This window comes from Haemophilus sp. 27098_8_127 (assembly GCF_041433495.1).
In the GTDB taxonomy this organism is placed as follows: Bacteria; Pseudomonadota; Gammaproteobacteria; order Enterobacterales; family Pasteurellaceae; genus Haemophilus_D.
The window spans coordinates 196,000-215,034 of sequence record NZ_JAPWBP010000003.1 but is presented as its reverse complement, the minus strand read 5'-3'; the positions used below and the strand labels follow the sequence as shown (position 1 = coordinate 215,034).

At 40.5% G+C, this 19,035-nt stretch carries 23 protein-coding genes and 2 tRNA genes; 14 read left to right on the top strand and 11 right to left on the bottom strand.

The window, feature by feature from the left end; all coding sequences use genetic code 11:
- Positions 1 to 128: 128 nt before the first annotated feature.
- Genes xseA through O3746_RS05395 form a run of 3 tightly spaced genes read right to left on the bottom strand, consistent with a single transcriptional unit; the run spans position 129 to position 2,989 of the window.
- Positions 129 to 1,448, bottom strand: coding sequence for an exodeoxyribonuclease VII large subunit (gene xseA / locus O3746_RS05405; protein WP_371448003.1), 1,320 nt, complete (start codon positions 1,446 to 1,448; stop codon positions 129 to 131).
- Positions 1,448 to 2,659, bottom strand: a complete 1,212-nt coding sequence (locus O3746_RS05400) for a JmjC domain-containing protein (RefSeq protein ID WP_371448001.1) — start codon at positions 2,657 to 2,659, stop codon at positions 1,448 to 1,450. Before O3746_RS05400 ends, xseA begins: the two co-directional genes overlap by 1 nt.
- A gap of 3 nt (positions 2,660 to 2,662) precedes the next feature.
- Positions 2,663 to 2,989, bottom strand: coding sequence for an RnfH family protein (locus tag O3746_RS05395; protein WP_371447999.1), 327 nt, complete (start codon positions 2,987 to 2,989; stop codon positions 2,663 to 2,665).
- Between the two features lie 81 nt (positions 2,990 to 3,070).
- Here O3746_RS05395 and O3746_RS05390 point away from each other — a divergent pair, with 81 nt between their 5' ends.
- From O3746_RS05390 to tesB, 4 genes are all read left to right on the top strand, one after another.
- The gene (locus O3746_RS05390) at positions 3,071 to 3,487 is read left to right on the top strand and encodes an EamA family transporter (RefSeq protein ID WP_049371539.1); all 417 of its coding nucleotides are present in this window, start codon (positions 3,071 to 3,073) and stop codon (positions 3,485 to 3,487) included.
- A 60-nt stretch (positions 3,488 to 3,547) separates the two neighbouring features.
- Positions 3,548 to 4,132, top strand: a complete 585-nt coding sequence (gene pth / locus O3746_RS05385) for an aminoacyl-tRNA hydrolase (protein ID WP_371447996.1) — start codon at positions 3,548 to 3,550, stop codon at positions 4,130 to 4,132.
- 67 nt (positions 4,133 to 4,199) lie between these two features.
- Positions 4,200 to 5,291 (top strand): redox-regulated ATPase YchF, encoded by a 1,092-nt coding sequence (gene ychF / locus O3746_RS05380; protein WP_049355809.1) that lies wholly within the window; start codon positions 4,200 to 4,202, stop codon positions 5,289 to 5,291.
- 57 nt (positions 5,292 to 5,348) lie between these two features.
- The gene (tesB, locus tag O3746_RS05375) at positions 5,349 to 6,209 is read left to right on the top strand and encodes an acyl-CoA thioesterase II (RefSeq protein WP_371447994.1); all 861 of its coding nucleotides are present in this window, start codon (positions 5,349 to 5,351) and stop codon (positions 6,207 to 6,209) included.
- A 24-nt stretch (positions 6,210 to 6,233) separates the two neighbouring features.
- On the opposite strand, the gene rnhA is transcribed toward tesB, so the two are convergent.
- Complete coding sequence (gene rnhA, locus O3746_RS05370) at positions 6,234 to 6,695, bottom strand: ribonuclease HI (protein ID WP_049373888.1); 462 nt, start codon at positions 6,693 to 6,695, stop codon at positions 6,234 to 6,236.
- Between the two features lie 59 nt (positions 6,696 to 6,754).
- On the opposite strand from rnhA, the gene dnaQ reads away from it, so the two are divergent.
- The 4 genes from dnaQ to der all read left to right on the top strand — a co-directional run bounded on the left by dnaQ (position 6,755) and on the right by der (position 9,416).
- Positions 6,755 to 7,516, top strand: coding sequence for a DNA polymerase III subunit epsilon (dnaQ, locus tag O3746_RS05365; RefSeq protein ID WP_371447991.1), 762 nt, complete (start codon positions 6,755 to 6,757; stop codon positions 7,514 to 7,516).
- Positions 7,517 to 7,603: 87 nt separating this feature from the next.
- Positions 7,604 to 7,680 (top strand) — tRNA-Asp (locus O3746_RS05360).
- A 27-nt stretch (positions 7,681 to 7,707) separates the two neighbouring features.
- Positions 7,708 to 7,784: transfer RNA gene (locus O3746_RS05355), tRNA-Asp, on the top strand.
- A 111-nt stretch (positions 7,785 to 7,895) separates the two neighbouring features.
- Positions 7,896 to 9,416 carry a ribosome biogenesis GTPase Der gene (gene der, locus O3746_RS05350; protein WP_197562294.1) on the top strand — a complete coding sequence of 507 codons (1,521 nt, stop codon included), beginning with the start codon at positions 7,896 to 7,898 and terminating at the stop codon, positions 9,414 to 9,416.
- Positions 9,417 to 9,483: 67 nt separating this feature from the next.
- Here der and hpt read toward each other — a convergent pair whose 3' ends face one another.
- Both hpt and pmbA read right to left on the bottom strand, forming a co-directional pair.
- Positions 9,484 to 10,023, bottom strand: coding sequence for a hypoxanthine phosphoribosyltransferase (gene hpt / locus O3746_RS05345; protein WP_005696465.1), 540 nt, complete (start codon positions 10,021 to 10,023; stop codon positions 9,484 to 9,486).
- 201 nt (positions 10,024 to 10,224) lie between these two features.
- Positions 10,225 to 11,580: a metalloprotease PmbA gene (gene pmbA, locus O3746_RS05340; protein ID WP_371447988.1), complete on the bottom strand. Its 1,356-nt coding sequence runs from the start codon at positions 11,578 to 11,580 to the stop codon at positions 10,225 to 10,227.
- Between the two features lie 88 nt (positions 11,581 to 11,668).
- Here pmbA and yjgA point away from each other — a divergent pair, with 88 nt between their 5' ends.
- The 6 genes from yjgA to rapZ all read left to right on the top strand — a co-directional run bounded on the left by yjgA (position 11,669) and on the right by rapZ (position 15,534).
- A complete protein-coding gene (yjgA, locus tag O3746_RS05335; RefSeq protein ID WP_371447985.1) occupies positions 11,669 to 12,205 on the top strand; it encodes a ribosome biogenesis factor YjgA in 537 nt (178 codons plus the stop codon).
- 81 nt (positions 12,206 to 12,286) lie between these two features.
- A complete protein-coding gene (gene lptC, locus O3746_RS05330) occupies positions 12,287 to 12,895 on the top strand; it encodes an LPS export ABC transporter periplasmic protein LptC (RefSeq protein WP_197544272.1) in 609 nt (202 codons plus the stop codon).
- Positions 12,876 to 13,394, top strand: coding sequence for a lipopolysaccharide transport periplasmic protein LptA (gene lptA / locus O3746_RS05325; RefSeq protein WP_005696469.1), 519 nt, complete (start codon positions 12,876 to 12,878; stop codon positions 13,392 to 13,394). Before lptC ends, lptA begins: the two co-directional genes overlap by 20 nt.
- Before the next feature lie 3 nt (positions 13,395 to 13,397).
- A complete protein-coding gene (gene lptB, locus O3746_RS05320; RefSeq protein WP_005696470.1) occupies positions 13,398 to 14,123 on the top strand; it encodes an LPS export ABC transporter ATP-binding protein in 726 nt (241 codons plus the stop codon).
- A 3-nt stretch (positions 14,124 to 14,126) separates the two neighbouring features.
- Entirely contained in the window at positions 14,127 to 14,645 is a 519-nt protein-coding gene (gene ptsN, locus O3746_RS05315) for a PTS IIA-like nitrogen regulatory protein PtsN (protein ID WP_371447981.1), read from the top strand.
- 31 nt (positions 14,646 to 14,676) lie between these two features.
- Positions 14,677 to 15,534, top strand: coding sequence for an RNase adapter RapZ (gene rapZ / locus O3746_RS05310; RefSeq protein WP_371447979.1), 858 nt, complete (start codon positions 14,677 to 14,679; stop codon positions 15,532 to 15,534).
- Positions 15,535 to 15,574: 40 nt separating this feature from the next.
- Here the strand turns inward: rapZ and O3746_RS05305 are convergent, their stop codons facing one another.
- From O3746_RS05305 to O3746_RS05285, 5 genes are all read right to left on the bottom strand, one after another.
- Positions 15,575 to 16,255: a M15 family metallopeptidase gene (locus O3746_RS05305; RefSeq protein WP_371447977.1), complete on the bottom strand. Its 681-nt coding sequence runs from the start codon at positions 16,253 to 16,255 to the stop codon at positions 15,575 to 15,577.
- A 1-nt stretch (position 16,256) separates the two neighbouring features.
- Complete coding sequence (gene dapE, locus O3746_RS05300; protein ID WP_371447975.1) at positions 16,257 to 17,390, bottom strand: succinyl-diaminopimelate desuccinylase; 1,134 nt, start codon at positions 17,388 to 17,390, stop codon at positions 16,257 to 16,259.
- A gap of 26 nt (positions 17,391 to 17,416) precedes the next feature.
- Positions 17,417 to 17,761 carry an ArsC family reductase gene (locus tag O3746_RS05295; RefSeq protein WP_371447973.1) on the bottom strand — a complete coding sequence of 115 codons (345 nt, stop codon included), beginning with the start codon at positions 17,759 to 17,761 and terminating at the stop codon, positions 17,417 to 17,419.
- A gap of 154 nt (positions 17,762 to 17,915) precedes the next feature.
- A complete protein-coding gene (locus O3746_RS05290) occupies positions 17,916 to 18,434 on the bottom strand; it encodes an opacity family porin (RefSeq protein WP_005699876.1) in 519 nt (172 codons plus the stop codon).
- A 53-nt stretch (positions 18,435 to 18,487) separates the two neighbouring features.
- Entirely contained in the window at positions 18,488 to 19,000 is a 513-nt protein-coding gene (locus O3746_RS05285) for a SprT family zinc-dependent metalloprotease (protein ID WP_314789528.1), read from the bottom strand.
- Between the last annotated feature and the right edge of the window lie 35 nt (positions 19,001 to 19,035).

The window sequence follows — 19,035 nt, the reverse complement described above, 5'->3', positions numbered from 1 at the left end:
CTCCCATAAAAAAATAAAAAAAACTGAACCCTCTATTTTTTTGTCGAAACTTTGAAGCCGGTCACAAAAAAAGAAAACCTATGATGATTTCTTATTCATCATAGGTTTACATTAAAAATTTATTTAAATTAACAAACGCGGCTGGTTATCTCCCCATCTGCTACCTTCGTTTTAATGGTGTCGCCTGTTTTGACTTGCTTCACACTCATAATAGCATGTCCTTTATCATCCTCTGCAATGGAATATCCTCGCGCTAACACTTTCAATGGGCTTAATCCATCTAACTTACCACACAATGTCGCTAATTTATTTTGACGTTCCGTGACTTGACGATTCGCCCCTAAATTTAACCGCACTTGTAACTGGGTTAAATACTGTGATTGTTTTTGCAATCGATAAGGCAACGGATTTTGTTTTAAGCGTGCTGAAAGTGCGGTCAATTTTTGCTGCGTTTTATCCATTTGACGTTGCATTGCCAAGACTAAACGATGATGTAATTGCTCTGTTCGGGCTTTCTGCATCAACAATTGATTTTGCGGATGTTGGTTTTGCAGGCGTAAATGTAACTGTTGTAAACGTTGTTGTTGATGACTAAAAATACGATCCAACGCCATCTCCAAACGCTGTTGTTTATAAGCTAACTGTTGAAGTAATTCCTGCTGATTGCGACTCACTAACTCCGCAGCAGCAGAGGGGGTTGGTGCTCGTAAATCAGCCACAAAATCTGCTATGGTGACATCCATTTCGTGACCGACCGCACTAATAATCGGTAAATTAGAACGGAAAATCGCACGTGCCACTTCTTCTTCATTAAAGCACCAAAGATCTTCTAAGGAACCACCACCTCGACCGACGATCAATACATCCACTTCTTGACGAGCATTGGCGAGTTCAATCATTTGGACGATTTCAGCCGTTGCTTCTTTGCCTTGTACTGCCGTTGGGTAAATCACCACTTTTAAACTGGGATCTCGGCGAGCCAAAATATGCAGAATATCTTGTAAAGCAGCGCCAGTCGAAGAGGTAATAATGCCCACCGCTTTAGCAAAGTCCGGCAAGCTTTTCTTCAAGTTTTGTGCAAACAACCCTTCAGCCGCCAATTTCATTTTTAGCGCTTCAAATTGCTGTTGCAACAATCCCTCACCAGCAGGGTGCATGGATTCAATAATCAGCTGATAATCACCACGAGGCTCATATAAACTGACATTTGCCCGCACCAAGACTTGCATACCATTTTGCGGACGAAATCCCACCCGCAAATTTTTCATGCGGAACATGGCACCGCGGACTTGGGCATTTTCATCTTTTAGCGTCAAATACCAGTGTCCTGACACTGGTTGGGTGAAATTAGAAATCTCCCCTGTAAGCCAAATCTGTGAAAAATTCCCTTCTAACATTTGGCGAGCGGCGCTGTTAAGCTGGGAAACGGAGTAAATGTTTTCAGACATTATTCAATCAACACCCAACCGTCATCTAACCAGTTACAAATCGAATCGAGCAATAATTCCATTGTACTTTCAGGATCTTCTGTATCATTCACTAAATTATTTAAGAATGCCCAATCTAGCGCTTCACCATCGGAAAGACGTTTCAACACTTCTGCTTCAATAACATTCACTTCATCCAACCATTCGCCATTCGCATAAATGCGGAGCGGATTTTCGGTGTAAATTAATTTGCAGTTATTGTCCTGCATTAATACACCTTGTTCCTCTTCTAAAATTGACCGCACTTCGTCAGGATCGGACATTTCATCGGATACCAACATTTCATAACGACGTGAACTCACTGTGCCTGCTACTGCTTGTTTGAATAATGTATCAAAGGCTTCAGACTCCGCCAATTTCGCTAAGAATTGTTTTTTCATTGCCTGGATATTTTCATCTGCCAATTTGCCCGTGCTCTGCTCTGATTGCGTTAAGCGTAACGGTAATTGGAATTCGCTTAAATTCAATTCAGGATCCTGATGACAAAACGCTTTATTCACGTTATCAAAAATGTCAGCTAAATTCGGGTAACGCAAGCCAAAAGAAAAGGTCAAACAATCATCTTCTGCCACACCATAATGTGACATACGAGCCGGAATATAAAGAATATCGCCTGGATTCATCACTTCATCAATTACCAATTCGCCCATATCATCGAAAATACGGATCGGCTGATTTGGTTTGAATTCTGTGGAAGAATCACACCATTTGCCTAACTGCCAGCGACGATGACCATAGCCCTGCACCAAGAACACATCATATTCGTCATAATGTTTACCAACGGAACCTCCTTTAGGTGCATAGGACACCATAATATCATCACGTTGCCATTGTGGGATAAAGCCAAATTTATTCCAAAGCTGACCGAGTTCTGTACTCCATTGCTCTAAATTTTGGACGAGCACTGACCATTTCTCTGGTACATCTGTAAAATCCTCTTCGGATAAGGGACTGAAAAACACTTTCCAATTATCATCTGAAAAGGTTTTGACTAAACGCGCGGTCACCTCTTCGCCTTGTGCTAATTCGATAATATCGTCAGGCTCGAATTGGCCGACAATTTCAGGTAAACCATTACGAATAATCAATGGTTTTTTCTGCCAATAATCACGCAGGAAAATTTCAGGGGTAATGCCCTCAGGCAGACAATATTGGTTGGAAAGTGCGGTCATTTTTTACTCCTTTTCCTGTTTTTCTTGTTGGGCTTTTTCTTGTGCAGCTTTGGCTTGTTCTGCTGCACGTTTACGACGAATTTCTTTAGGATCCGCTAACAATGGACGGTAAATTTCAATACGCTCACCATCTTTTAATTGATCCGTTAATTTGGCTGGACGGGAATAAATCCCCACTTTATTCTCACGCAAATCGATCTCAGTAAACTGTTGCAAAATGCCTGATTGTAAAATAGCTGTTTGGATCATCGTGCCTTCATCCACTTTGAAGGATTTCAAATAATAACGATCCGGTAAGGCATAGGCGATTTCAATATTAATTTGGTTCATGTCTTATTCTGTCTTAATGAGTTTTCCGTTATTATAGCGGAAAAGTTCGGTCAATATTAACGATAAAATCAGGAGTTCATCATGAATTGGGTATTTTTTGCCATTGGTTCAGCCTTTTTCGCTGGACTTACCGCTATTTTAGGCAAATTAGGGGTTGAAGGCATTAACAGCAATCTCGCGACCTTTATCCGTACGATTGTGGTTTTACTAGTCACGGCTGGCATCATTAGTGCCCGCAATGAATGGCAACTGCCACAACATATCGCAGCAAAACCACTCACCTTTTTAATTCTTTCTGGTATTGCTACGGGCCTATCTTGGCTTTGTTATTATCGTGCGTTGCAAATGGCGCCCGCCTCTTGGGTTGCGCCCATTGATAAACTCAGTGTCGTGATTGCCATTATTTTAGGCGTGGTATTGTTAGGCGAACCTTTAAGTATGAAATTAGTTATGGGAAGTCTATTAATTCTCTCAGGCGTTTTAGTCTTAGCCTTATAGATTGAGAAATTAGCCCTTTTTCGCTACAATACGCCACTATTTTTATTCAAGCGGAAAACTATGTCTGAAATTAAACTCATCGTGGGGCTGGGAAACCCTGGCGATAAATATGCGGAAACCCGCCACAATGCAGGTGAATGGCTGATTGAGCGTTTAGCTCGTCGCTTTAATGTTTCGCTTAATGCAGAAAATAAATTCTTCGGTTACGTAGGAAAAACACTAATTAATGGCAAAGAAATCCGTTTTTTAGTGCCAACGACGTTTATGAATTTAAGCGGAAAAGCCGTAGGGGCACTTGCTAATTTTTATCGCATCAAACCAGAAGAAATTTTAGTGCTACACGATGAATTAGATTTACCGCCGGGCACCGTGAAATTAAAACAAGGTGGCGGACATGGCGGACACAATGGTTTAAAAGATATCGTAGCTCAGCTTGGTAACAGCAACAATTTCTATCGTTTACGCATTGGTATTGGTCATCCTGGACACCGTGATTTAGTTTCAGGTTTTGTGCTTAACAAACCCGCGCCTGCAGAAAGAGAAGCGCTCGATAAAGCGTTAGACGAAGCCACCGATTGCATTGAATTGCTTTTCAAAGAAGGCATGGTGAAAGCTACCAATCGATTAAACAGTTTTAAAATTTAACTCAAAAGTGCGGTGAAAAAATACCATAAATTTTAACCGCACTTACGCTCACAATAAGGAAAACATCATGGGATTTAAATGTGGTATCGTTGGTTTGCCAAACGTCGGCAAATCTACCCTTTTTAATGCATTAACCAAAGCCGGTATCGAAGCGGCAAACTATCCGTTCTGTACCATCGAACCAAATACTGGCGTGGTACCAATGCCAGATCCGCGTTTAGATGCGTTAGCGGAAATTGTTAAACCTGAACGAGTATTACCCACCACCATGGAGTTTGTGGATATCGCAGGTTTGGTTGCGGGTGCAAGTAAAGGTGAAGGCTTAGGGAATAAATTCTTAGCTAACATCCGTGAAACTGATGCGATTGGTCATGTTGTTCGTTGCTTTGAAAATGATGACATCGTGCACGTTGCGGGTAAAATCGACCCATTAAGCGATATCGAAACCATCAATACCGAATTAGCCCTTGCTGACTTAGACAGCTGCGAACGTGCAATCCAACGTTTACAAAAACGTGCTAAAGGTGGCGATAAAGATGCAAAATTTGAGCTATCTGTGATGGAAAAAATCCTTCCTGTACTTTCTGAAGCAGGCATGATTCGTTCTGTTGAGTTAGATAAAGATGAGTTATTAGCAATTAAAAGCTATAACTTCCTTACATTAAAACCAACCATGTACATCGCGAACGTGAATGAAGACGGTTTTGAAAATAACCCGTATTTAGACAAAGTACGTGAGTTTGCAGAAAAAGAAGGATCTGTTGTGGTGCCTGTGTGTGCGGCGATTGAAGCGGAGATTGCTGAACTTGATGACGATGAAAAAATCGAATTCTTGCAAGATCTTGGCATTGAGGAACCTGGCTTAAACCGTGTAATTCGTGCAGGTTATGCCTTATTAAATCTTCAAACCTACTTCACTGCGGGTGTGAAAGAAGTTCGCGCATGGACGGTTTCTGTTGGTGCAACCGCCCCTAAAGCAGCGGCTGTAATCCACACAGACTTTGAAAAAGGCTTCATCCGTGCAGAAGTGATTGCTTACGATGACTTCATCCAATTCAAAGGTGAAAACGGAGCAAAAGAAGCGGGTAAATGGCGCTTAGAAGGTAAAGACTACATCGTCCAAGATGGTGATGTTATGCACTTCCGCTTTAACGTATAAAAACACTTCAGACCGCATAACTATGCGGTCTTTTTGTATTTATAAAAGGAAAAAACAATGTCGGATAAATTAAATCAACTCATCGAATTGTTAAAACTAGAAAAAATTGATGATCTTATCTTTCGCGGAGCCTGTGAAGACTTAGGTTTTCGCCAAGTGTTTGGTGGTCAAGTCGTAGCGCAATCTCTTTCTGCCGCGATGCAAGTTGCCCCGCCTGAGCGCGTACTCCACTCTTGCCATGCTTACTTTTTGGCACCTGGCGACAGTCAATACCCGATTATTTATGACGTGGAAACTTTACGTGAAGGGCGCAATTTTTCTGCATTACGCGTAAAAGCTATTCAGCATAAAAATGTGATTTGTCATGTCACTGCTTCATTTCAAGTACCCGAAGAAGGCTTTGACCATCAATCAGCCATGCCACAAGTGCCGGGGCCAGAACAATGTATTGATGAGCACGAAATCATGTTAAAAGTGGCGCAGACTTTGCCTGAAAGCTTGAGTGAAAAATTTGCCCAAGAACGACCATTTCAGATTCATAGCCGATATTTGAACAATCCATTTGATGGTCGAAAACTGCCACCAGAACAATATGCTTGGTTTAAAACCAACGGAGAAGCTCCATTAGATTTGCAGACTCAACAATGTCTCTTGGCCTATTTCTCTGATTTTCACTGTATTTTGACCGCACTTCACCCGCATGGGAAAGGCTTTTTACAGAAAGGGATGAAAGTGGCCACGATCGACCACAGTATTTGGTTCCACCGCCCTTTCAATTTAAATAATTGGCACTTACATGCCATTGAAAGTAATAATGCTTTTGCGGGTCGTGGTTTAGCGAGAGGACAAATTTTTGCTGCAGATGGCACATTAATTGCCACCACACAGCAGGAAGGTTTAATTCGTTATCAAGAATAACCGCACTTTAAAACAAGGTGCAGACTAGCCTTCGTAACCGATATCTTCGAAAGTTGGGTTTTCTGCGCCTTGTTTCGCTAATTCATCACAAATTTCATTTTCACGGTGGCCAGAATGGCCTTTCACCCACTGCCAATTAATGTTATGGGTTTGAATCGCCTGATCTAACGCAATCCATAAATCCTGATTTTTTACCGCTTTGCCCGTGCTCGCTTTCCAATTGTTTTTCTTCCAATTGTAAATCCATTGTGTGATGCCATTTTTCATATATTGGCTATCGCTATAAAGCGTCACATGGCAAGGCTCTTTTAAGCTATTTAAAGCCTCAATCACTGCTCGTAATTCCATGCGATTATTGGTGGTTTTGAAATACCCTTTTGAAATATGTTTTTCATGCTGTTTATAGCGCAGGACAATCCCTATGCCACCGGCTCCCGGGTTGCCGAGGCAAGATCCATCCGTAAAAATTTCAATCTGTTTTTGCATAACTAATTCGAGCTTGTGTAAAATAGGCAGTATTTTAAAGGAAACAGATAGGTAGAACAATGATAAATCCGGATCGCCAGATTGTACTGGATACTGAAACCACCGGTATGAACCAAATTGGTGCGCATTACGAAGGACATTGCATTATTGAAATCGGTGCCGTGGAAATGATCAACCGTAAATATACGGGCAATAATTTTCACATTTATATTAAGCCGGATCGTTTGGTTGATCCCGATGCCATTAAAGTTCACGGTATTACGGATGAAATGCTGGCGGATAAACCGGATTTCAAAACGATTGCACAAGACTTTATTGAATACATTCGTGGAGCCGAACTGCTGATTCACAACGCCCCCTTCGACGTGGGCTTTATGGACTATGAATTCCGTAAACTTGGGTTAGATATCAAAACAACCGACATTTGCCTCGTCACCGATACGTTGCAAATGGCACGCCAAATGTACCCGGGAAAACGTAATAGCTTAGATGCTTTGTGTGATCGTTTAGGCATTGATAACAGCAAACGAACACTCCACGGCGCGTTACTGGATGCGGAGATTTTAGCTGACGTTTATTTATCCATGACGGGCGGGCAAACCAGTCTATTTGACGAAGATCATGCGGATAGTTCAATTATCCAAGCTAGCGCCAATATGCAAGATCTTCAAAGTGCGGTCAATTTTTCGCAGAATTTAAAAGTGTTACAACCCACTGATGACGAACTCCAAGCTCATTTAGATTTCCTTAAATTGGTCAATAAAAAGAGTGATGGCAAATGTTTTTGGTCTATTCGTACGGGTGAGGAAACCTCACATTAATCGGTTATCTATTAATCAGATAAACATAAAAAAGAAAAAAAAGATTGACGGTTTTAACGTTCATCATTATTATACCCAGCACTTAGCGGAGTGGTAGTTCAGCTGGTTAGAATACCTGCCTGTCACGCAGGGGGTCGCGGGTTCGAGTCCCGTCCATTCCGCCAATTTAAAACTTGTCTTAATATACTCACGGAGTGGTAGTTCAGCTGGTTAGAATACCTGCCTGTCACGCAGGGGGTCGCGGGTTCGAGTCCCGTCCATTCCGCCAATTAAGCCGAGATAATGAAGCACCTGAAGGTGCTTTTTTTATGCCCAAATTTTACCTGCCAGCCAACATTCGCTATAATTAACCAAATTTACACTTTACAGAGATATTTTTATGACAACTCCTGTCGTTGCCTTAGTGGGTCGCCCAAACGTTGGTAAATCCACCCTATTCAATCGTTTAACTCGTACTCGCGATGCGCTTGTCGCTGACTTCCCCGGTTTAACCCGAGATCGTAAATACGGTCATGCCAATATTTCTGGCTATGATTTCATTGTGATCGATACCGGCGGTATTGATGGCACAGAAGAAGGCGTTGAAGAAAAAATGGCGGAACAATCCTTATTAGCCATTGAAGAGGCCGATGTCGTGCTTTTCTTAGTGGATGCTCGTGCAGGTTTAACGGCTGCAGACATTGGCATTGCCAACTACTTACGCCAACGTACGAATAAAACAACCGTCGTGGTGGCAAACAAAACTGATGGTATTGATGCAGATTCACACTGTGCAGAATTCTATCAATTAGGCTTAGGTGAAATTGAACAAATTGCCGCATCACAAGGCCGTGGTGTGACCCAGTTGATGGAGCAAGTACTTGCCCCTTTAGCGGAAAAATTACAAGAAAACGAAGCAGAAAATGACCGCACTTCTGATGAAGAAGAAAAAGATGAATGGGATCATGAATTTGACTTTGATTCAGAGGAAGATACGTCATTAATTGATGATGCATTGGACGAAGAGCTTGAAGAAGAACAAGATAAAAATATCAAAATTGCGATTGTAGGCCGTCCAAACGTCGGTAAATCGACATTAACCAATCGTATTTTAGGTGAAGATCGCGTGGTGGTTTACGACATGCCAGGCACAACACGCGACAGTATCTACATTCCGATGGAACGCGATGGGCAACAATACACCTTGATTGATACAGCGGGTGTGCGTAAACGTGGAAAAGTGCATTTAGCCGTTGAGAAATTCTCTGTCATCAAAACATTACAAGCGATTCAAGATGCAAACGTGGTATTACTCACCATTGATGCACGTGAAAACATTTCAGACCAAGATCTCTCTCTACTTGGCTTTATCTTAAATACGGGTCGCTCACTGGTGATCGTCGTGAATAAATGGGACGGCTTAGATCAAGATGTAAAAGATCGCGTCAAATCCGAATTAGATCGCCGTCTTGATTTCATCGACTTTGCCCGAGTGCATTTTATTTCTGCTTTACACGGCAGTGGCGTGGGTAATCTTTTTGATTCGATTAAAGAAGCTTATGCTTGTGCGACACAAAAAATGACGACGTCTCTTCTCACCCGCATTTTACAAATGGCAACGGATGAGCATCAACCACCAATGATTGGCGGACGTCGTATTAAATTAAAATACGCTCACCCAGGCGGCTATAATCCACCAATTATCGTGGTACATGGTAACCAAATGGATAAATTACCGGATTCATACAAACGTTATTTATCTAATTATTATCGTAAGAGTTTGAAAATTATTGGTTCGCCAATTCGCTTGCTATTCCAAGAAGGTTCAAACCCATTCGCGGGTAGAAAAAATAAACTCACACCAAACCAATTACGTAAACGTAAACGCTTGATGAAGTTTATCAAAAAAGCGAAACGCTAATCTTAACAAACAAAGAGCGGTCAAAAATCACTGTGAATTTTGACCGCTCTTTTTATTGAAAAATAAATTATTCGTCTATAACCACTTTGCCAATATAGCCTAGATTACGATAACGTTGAGCGTAATCAATACCATAGCCGACAACAAATTCATCCGGAATAGAAAAACCAATCCATTCAACCGGTACTTCCACTTCTCGGCGAGAAGGTTTATCTAACAAGGTACAAATCGCCAAGCTTGCAGGATCGCGTAAATTTAAAATACCACGCACTTTTTCAAGGGTGTAACCCGTATCAATAATGTCCTCAACAATTAGCACGTGTTCATTACGAATATCCCCTTCAAGATCTTTCGTAATTTTCACATCGTGATTACTTGTCATTCCGCTACCATAGCTTGAAGTGGTCATAAACTCGACTTCTACCGGCAATTTTAATTCACGCACCAGATCGGCCATGAACATAAATGAACCACGTAAAAGCCCGACAACAATCAGTTTATCAATGGCTTTTTGTTGATAAAAATGCGTAATTTCCGCGCCAAGTTCAGCTATGCGACTACGGACATCCGCTTCTGAAATCATAATATCGACGTGGTGTTTTTTCATGGCCTTTCCTTTTTGATTTAATCGTTTGCGTATTCTACAATAAAAAAGGCTGAAGTTTAAACCTTCAGCCTTTTTAACCCTAACGAATTTACTTTCTACTCTACCTGTTGAAGCAACCTGCAATCGCTACGAAACAGATGTGTGTATAGTAGCAGAAAGAAATCATCTGTCAATAATAATTATTATCATTTTTAAAATTTATTAATTTCCTGAAATTTTCATCTTATCTAACAAGATTGAACCGGTTTGAATATTGGATCGATGTTCAATATCATCTGCTACTGCCACAATATTTTTCAACATATTCTGTAATTGACCGGCAATGGTAATTTCAGCAACTGGATATTGGATTTCACCATTTTCCACCCAGAACCCTGCTGCACCACGGGAATAATCCCCCGTCACAATATTTACGCCTTGCCCCATGACATCGGTAACCAATAAACCAGTGCCCATCTGACGTAAAAGTGCGGTCAATCCCCCCGTTAAATTTGGTTTTACAAGCCAGTTATGAATACCGCCTGCATGACCGGTACTTTGCATGCCCATTTTTCTACCGCTGTAACTGGTGAGCAAATAGGTTTGCAATACGCCATCTTGAATAATTTCAAGATCCTGTGTTCGCACCCCTTCGCTATCAAAAGGCGTGGAGGCTAAACGTTTTAACAAATGCGGACGCTCACTAATTTGGAACCAATCTGGCAATACTTGTTTTCCAAGATGATCGAGCAAGAAACTGGATTTACGATATAAGCTGCCGCCACTAATCGCGCCCGTTAAATGAGAAATTAATCCAGTTGCTACATCATTTAAGAAAATCACGGGCACTTCACGTGTCGTTAATTTTTGTGGATTTAAACGCGCAATCACTTTTTTTGCACAATTCTGTCCTACCCAATCCGCTGAAGAAAGCGCATCAAACTCACGTGAAACCGTGTATTCATAGTCATTTTCCAGTTGATCTAGCTCGCCACCGATCACCGAACAAGATAAAGAATAACGACTAGATAAGTAACTTTGTAGCATGCCGTGTGTATTGCCATAAACACGCACGCCAGTATGCGAATTAAAGCTCGCTCCATTACTATTCACGATTTTAGCATCGTATTCCAACGCTGATTTTTCAGCCTCTAAAGCTAATTTTGTAGCCTGTTCAACATCAACACTTGCTCCATGATAAAGTTCTAAATCGGGGGCTTCAAAAGCCATTAGTTCTTTATCTGCTAGACCTGTGCAATCATCTGGCGAGGTATATTTTGCAATGGCGAGCGCTGCTTCAACAGTGTTTTTAATCGCTTCTTCGCTTAAATCTGAGGTAGAGGCATTACCTTTTTGTTGGCCTAAATAAACAGAAATGCCTAATGCACCATCGTTAGTAAATTCAACATTTTCAATCTCTTGCAGACGGGTTGAAACCGATAAACCACTCACTTTTGTCACACCTACTTCAGCGGTGGCGCCCGCTTTCTGGGCGGTTTCAATCGCAAAACTGACCGCATCACGCAATGTTTGCTCTTGAGATTTTAAAAGTGCGGTTAAATTTTCTGCTGTTTTCATGGTAATAATCCTATTAAAAATTTGCGCCATTTTATCTTATTTTGAAAGTTTATGCTAAAATGCACCAAATTTTTCATAAGGTAACAGAATGGCAAAACGTAAGAAAAAAGAAGCCTTTGATTGGGAAGATGAAGACCAAGAAGAGATTATTTGGGTAAGCAAAAGTGAAATCAAACGCGACGCTGAGGACTTAAAACAGCTCGGCGAGAAATTGGTGAACTTAACCAAAGCAAATCTGACTAAGGTTCCACTAGACGATAGTTTGAAAGATGCCATTGAATTAGCGCAACGCCTGCAAAAAGAGGCGCGTCGTCGCCAATTGCAATACATCGGTAAGCTCTTACGCTCAATTGATGCAGAGCCTATTCGTGAAGCTTTAGAAAAAATTGAAAACAAACATAATCAGCAACAAGCTATGCTACATAAGTTGGAAATCTTACGTGATGAATTGATTGCAAAAGGTGATGCGGCTCTGACTGATTTGTTAAATGAACATCCTTCTGCAGACCGCCAACACTTACGAAATTTGATTCGTGTAGCACAAAAAGAGAAGGAACAAAATAAGCCGTCAAAAGCTTATAGAGAGATTTATCAGATCTTAAAAACACTTATTTTAGAAGACTAAAATACCGCTATTTTTGACCGCACTTTGTGTCAAAAAAGTGCTATGATTAGCTACCCTTTTAATAAGGAAAAAACGTTATTTATGAATATTCGTTGGAATATTATTTTAGGTGTCATCGCCCTCGCTTTATTAGGCTGGTATTATTCGCTTAATCAAGATCATAGCGATTTACAAAGCCTCATTAAAAAGCCTGATAGCCCGGAATACGTCGGTAATAAAATGGAAACCACTGTATTCTCACCTGAAGGTAAAAAACAGTATCTCGCGATTTCCGACAAAGTGGAATATTACACACAAGACGGTCGTACGGATTTTATTTCGCCGTTAGTCTATCTTTTTGATGTCTCTTTGGACAATAAAGATAAAGAAGCGAAAACCGATAAAATTCAATTAGAAAAACAAAATTGGAAACTTAGCGCGAAAAAGGCAAAATTAACGAAAGATCAAATGCTCTATCTTGAAGGTGGTGTGGTTGCTGAGAGCCTTGATCCTTTATCTCGCCTACAACGTGTTGAGACTGAAGCCGCAGTAATTAATTTAAAAACACAAGACATTACTTCCGATACACAAGTAAAAATTAACGGATTAAACTTTAACTCTAGCGGATTGAAGCTTGTCGGAAATTTACGTCAGCAAGTTGCAACTCTAAAGGAACAGGTAAAAACATATTATGAAATCAACAAACAATAAAATTCTGCTTTTAACAGCGTTAATGATGACTTCTTTATCTGCTTTTGCGTTAAAAGACGATACCAATAAACCGATTAATATTGTCTCAGATAATCAATCTTTAGATATGGAAAACAGCGTCGTAACCTTTACGGATAACGTTGTAATTACGCAAGGTTCTATTTTGATTAAAGCCAATAAAGTAGTTATTACTCGCCCACCAGAAAATTCAGGTAAAAAAGAAACCGTTGAAGCATTTGGTAGCCCTGTTACCTTCCACCAACAACTTGATGATGGTAAGCCTGTTGACGGTAGAGCGAATAAAGTTCACTACGATTTAGGCACTGAATTCTTAACATTGACCGGTAATGCTGAATTAAAACAATTAGATAGCAAAATTAACGGTGAACGCATCACTTATGATGTGAAAAAACAACAGTTAAAAGCCAATGGTAATGGAAAATCACGCGTGCAAACCGTCTTAATTCCAACCCAATTACAACAAAAAGGTAAAAAATAACCGATGTCTGTATTACAAGCTGAATTTCTCGCAAAAAGCTATAAGAGCCGAAAAGTGGTTTCTGATGTGAGTTTAACCGTAAACTCCAATGAAATTGTTGGCCTACTTGGTCCAAATGGTGCAGGTAAAACCACTACTTTCTACATGGTCGTCGGTTTAGTGCGTCACGATCAGGGAAAAATCACCATTGATGGCGATGATATTAGCGTGTTACCTATGCATGAACGTGCTCGTCGAGGAATTGGCTATTTACCACAAGAAGCCTCTATTTTCCGTCGTTTAACGGTATATGAAAATCTTATGGCGGTATTAGAAATTCGCAAAGATCTCACTGCAGAACAACGCCGAGAGAGAGCGGATGAGTTAATTGATGAGTTCAATATTGGCCATATTCGTGATAGCCTGGGACAATCGCTTTCTGGTGGTGAACGTCGTCGTGTGGAAATTGCACGCGCCTTAGCGGCAAATCCTAAATTCATTTTACTAGATGAACCGTTTGCCGGTGTTGACCCTATTTCGGTGACGGATATTAAGAAAATTATCACGGATCTCCGTAATCGTGGCTTAGGCGTGTTAATTACCGACCATAACGTACGCGAAACCCTTGATGTCTGTGAACGCGCTTACATAGTTGGCGAAGGAAAAATTATCGCGACCGGCACACCGGAAGAAGTCATGAATGATGAGCACGTTAAACGTGTCTATTTAGGCGAACAATTTAAACTATAACCTATGAAATTTACGACATTGCTCTCCCCTGATGATATTCGTCAGGGGGTTGCTTTTTCTAGCAAGAAACGATTATTTGAATCTATTGCCGCTTTCGTTGTGGAAAAACTTCACTGCGAAAATGGTGAACAAGCATGTTTTGAATGTTTGTTTGAACGGGAAAAATTAGGTAATTCAGGATTAGGCAATGGTGTCGCCATGCCTAAAGCCAAGTTACCTGCTACAGCATCAGATAATATCCTAACAGTATTTATGCAATTAGATGGTCCTGTTGATTATGATGCTGCAGATAATAAACCCGTGGATATCGTTTTTGCTGTGCTTGTACCTGAAAATCTCTGCCAAGAATATATTCCTGTTCTGGCAGAACTCAACGAAAAATTAACTGATAAAAACTTAATTAAACAACTTCGTTCAGCACAAAGTGCGGATGAAATTTGGCAAATTTTTGAATGTGCCGATCATTCAGAGGAATCTGAGGATGACACAAATTTAGATAATATTGAACCTCAAGAGGTATAACCTAACCTACCAACCATAAGGAATCACGCAGATGGAAATTATTATTATCAGCGGTCGCTCAGGCGCAGGAAAATCTGTCGCATTACGAGCTTTGGAAGATATGGGCTATTATTGCGTGGATAATCTTCCTCTCGATTTACTTCCTCAACTCACCAATATTCTCGCCAAAACTCAAACGGCTGTCGCCATTAGCCTCGATATTCGAAATCTTCCTCATTCTAGTGCTGACTTAGACAAAATCCTGACAGATATTCAAGCTACTTATTCCGTCAAAATCATCTTTCTGGACAGCGATCGTAGTACACTTATTCGTCGTTACAGCGATTCACGTCGTCTTCATCCACTTTCAGCACAAGATCTCCCGCTTGAATCAGCGATTGATTTAGAATATCAGCAACTTGAGCCTTTAATTCAACATGCTAATTTTATTATTGATACTGCGCCACTTTCCACTCATGCGTTATCTGAACGTTTAAGAGATGTTTTACGCGGTAATACAGATAAAGAACTTAAGATCGTGGTTGAGTCGTTTGGCTTTAAATATGGCATTCCGCTTGATGCCGATTATGTTTTTGATGTGCGTTTTCTGCCTAACCCGCACTGGAATCCAGAACTGCGCCCAATGACGGGGCTTGATGAACCTGTTGCGCAATTTTTACTTGCGCATGATGAAGTAAATAATTTTATCTATCAAACGCGTAATTACATTGAAACGTGGTTACCGATGTTAGAACAAAATAATCGAAGCTATTTAACCATTGCCATTGGTTGTACGGGCGGTAAACATCGTTCTGTTTATATCGCTCAACAAATTGGAGAATATTTCCAAGCTAAAGGTAAGGATGTGAAAATTCAGCACAAATCCTTGGAAAAGAATAAAAAGAATTAATCAAACCATAAAAAAACGCAGCTGCTTGCTGCGTTTTTTGTTAAACCACATATTGCTCAAAAATCTCTGGTAAATGTGTAATTAACGTTTCTTTTCCAGCCACGATTTCATGCTGCCAAACCTGCAATAGTACATCTGGCGTAAATAATCGTGAAGCCTGCTCTGCCAACGGTAAATAGCTAATATGCCAAGGCTCTCGGCCGATTTTTTTACCTTCTGGTTGACTGATAAATGGCAAAACAAAATCAAAGTGCGGTAGATTTTCAGTGAGAAATTCACTAAGTTCAAAAAAATAACCGCCCTTTTCATATTCCCAAGGTTCAAGTTGTAAAGATTGACCTTGAGGCAAAAGATCAGGATCAAAAATATCGATTTCTGTTCCCCAATGATGACGACTGCCACCTGGAAGCGCTGACCAACGTAAAATAGCTTGTGCTTTTTGCCAATCATCTAATAATGCTAAATCTAATGAATTTCCCGCATCATCATGAACCTTGCGTTCACCGTTAAATTTACCATTCCAAATGAGTTGTTGACGTTCAAAATCACGAAAGCTACTCGCAGGCTGCAAATTAAAGCCATTTTTGACCGCACTTTGTTGCAATCCTTGAAACGCTTTCATTGCCTCTGCTTGCAAAAAATGATTTGGAGAATGAGGTGTAGGCAAATTGATCAAATGTTCACGAGATTTGCCGCTTAACATTTCTGGCGTTAATTTCATCTTACTTATCCAATAAATTCACTAACATTTGATGATAAATCTGACCGCACTTGGCAAGATCATCAACGTTTACACATTCATTCACTTTATGAATCGTTGCATTAAGCGGCCCAAATTCCACAACTTCAGCGCCCATTAATGCAATAAAACGCCCGTCAGAGGTACCACCGCCTGTTTCTGCTTGTGGTGTAATACCGGTTGTTTGCTCAATAGCCGTCGTTAATGCATCTAGTAATTTACCCGGTTTCGTTAAAAATGGTTTACCTGATAAATTCCAATCAATACGGTATTTCAAACCATGCTTTTCGAGCATTTCTGCCACTTTCTGCTTAATGCTTTCATCAGTCACTTCTGTACAATAACGTAAATTGAATTGCACATAAAGCTCACCAGGAATGACATTATTACTCCCTGTGCCTGCATGAATATTCGCAATTTGAAAACTAGTCGGCGGGAAAAATTCGTTGCCATTATCCCATTGATATGTGGTTAATTCCTGTAAGAACGGCGCTGCTTTATGAATGGGGTTTTCTGCTAAATGAGGATAAGCTACATGACCTTGAATACCTTGAATGTAGAGGTTGCCCGTAATCGAACCGCGACGGCCATTTTTGACTACATCGCCTAATGTTTTTGAACTAGACGGCTCGCCTACCATGCAATAAGTGATTTTCTCACCGCGCGCCATTAACGTTTCGACAACACGTACTGTGCCATCTTTCGCGGCAGCCTCTTCGTCAGAAGTAATCAACAGAGCAATCGTTCCTTTATGATTCGGATTAGCTTTCACATATTCTTCTGCCGCCACAATCATTGCTGCCAATGAGCCTTTCATATCTGCCGCACCACGACCATAAAGCATATCATCTACAATTTCGGCAGAAAACGGCGGATAAGTCCATTGCGTTTCATCGCCCGTCGGCACCACATCGGTATGCCCTGCAAAGGCAATTACAGGCTCACCAGCACCATGCTTCGCCCATAAATTTAACGTATCGTTGAAAGGCATCCATTCAATTTGAAAGCCGAGTTTTTCCAAACGCTCTACAATCATTTGCTGGCAGCCTTCATCATTTGGGCTAATAGAGGGGCGACGGATGAGGTCTTGTGCCAAAAAAATCACTTTTTCTTTCATAAAAACTCCTAAGAAATACTACTCTTTTAAGCAAATGCTGCAATATATTCTTTTTCGTTGAAGCCAATCAATGCCTTATCATCTTGCAAAATAATCGGGCGTTTGATTAACGTTGGATTTTCAGCTAATACGGAAAGTGCGGTAGATTTCGAGAGTGTATTTTTCACATTTTCATCAAGATTACGCCACGTTGTACTACGCTTATTGACTAAATTTTCCCAACCAAATTGTGCTTCTGCTTGTTGTAAGAATTGAGTATCTAATCCATCCACACGATAATCATGTAATTTATGTTGAATATTATGTTCAGTTAGCCACTTCAATGCTTTTTTCACTGTATCACAGTTTTTAATGCCATAAACGATAATCATATTCTCACCTCTAAAAACAAAAAATCCTCAATTCATTTAGAACGAGGATTGTAACTGCTACATGAATTAATCACAAATAGATTAGCCCGATACAAATTTTCACCTCCAAAAGAAAAAGTGCGGTGAAAATCAACCGCACTTTTCAAAAGGGAAATTAGAATTCGTAACCTACGCCCACTTTAGCGCCATAGTTATTCACTTTAGTATCGTCAAAGCTACCTAAACGGTTATATTCTAAACCACCGTTTGCATACACTTTTTCTGCTAATTTGTATTTAGCACCCGCAACTACGCCATAACCCACTTTGGTTTCAGAAGAGCTTTTATAGCGTTGATCCGCACGCTCTTCAAATTTGAAACGGTTTGCCGCAAGACGAGCACCAACATAAGGTTCAATTTGAGAGTTGGTATCGAAGTCATAGAATACTGTCGCACCTAAACCTTGAACTTTAGTACCTTGGAAGTTACCGTGATGAGTATAATCACCTGCTACACGCATATTACCTAATTTGTAACCCACTGCAACACGAGGTTCAACTTTAGTTTTGCTTGAACCACCATTGCTTAATTTAGTTCTTGAAAGACCTAGATCGCCTTCCGCATATAAACCAGCATTTGCAGTTGAAGCAACCGCTAATGCACCGACAACGATAGCTAATAATGATTTTTTCATTGGATAACCCCTGTTATTTGATTGAAAACATTACGAATATATCACAGCACTCATTAATTTTCACTATGAAAAACCAATTTTCCCTGACATTTTCGACATAAATAGGTAATTTTATCGCGTTGAATACGATTATGCCGACGAATCGTTAAATAATGGGTCTGACATTCGCATTGATAAGCAAACATTTTACCCTGTACACTTTCCACATCGAATTGATGGCAAGTATCAGCCGGAAGATTGAATAACTGCGTCATCACCGCTTGCCATTCCTTTCCATGCGGTTTCACTCGCCCAAATACTTGATATACAATAAGGTGGGCTAATTCGTGTGGAACCACCTGATGAATAAATTCATCTGAATTCTCGAGTAGTAAAGTGCGGTTAAATTTAATCTCATTTTTCTGCAAGTATGCAACGCCAGCCTTTACACCTCGCAAGTCATAACTGATTGTCGGAATAGGAAATTTCCGTTGAAAGTGATTTTCAGCCAGTTGTAATGTTTCTGCAAGTTTACGCTGTACCTGCATTTTTAAATGCCGAAACTGAGTTTGAGATGAGATCATCATGTTAAGTAAACAAAAACCGCTAATTTAGCGGTTTT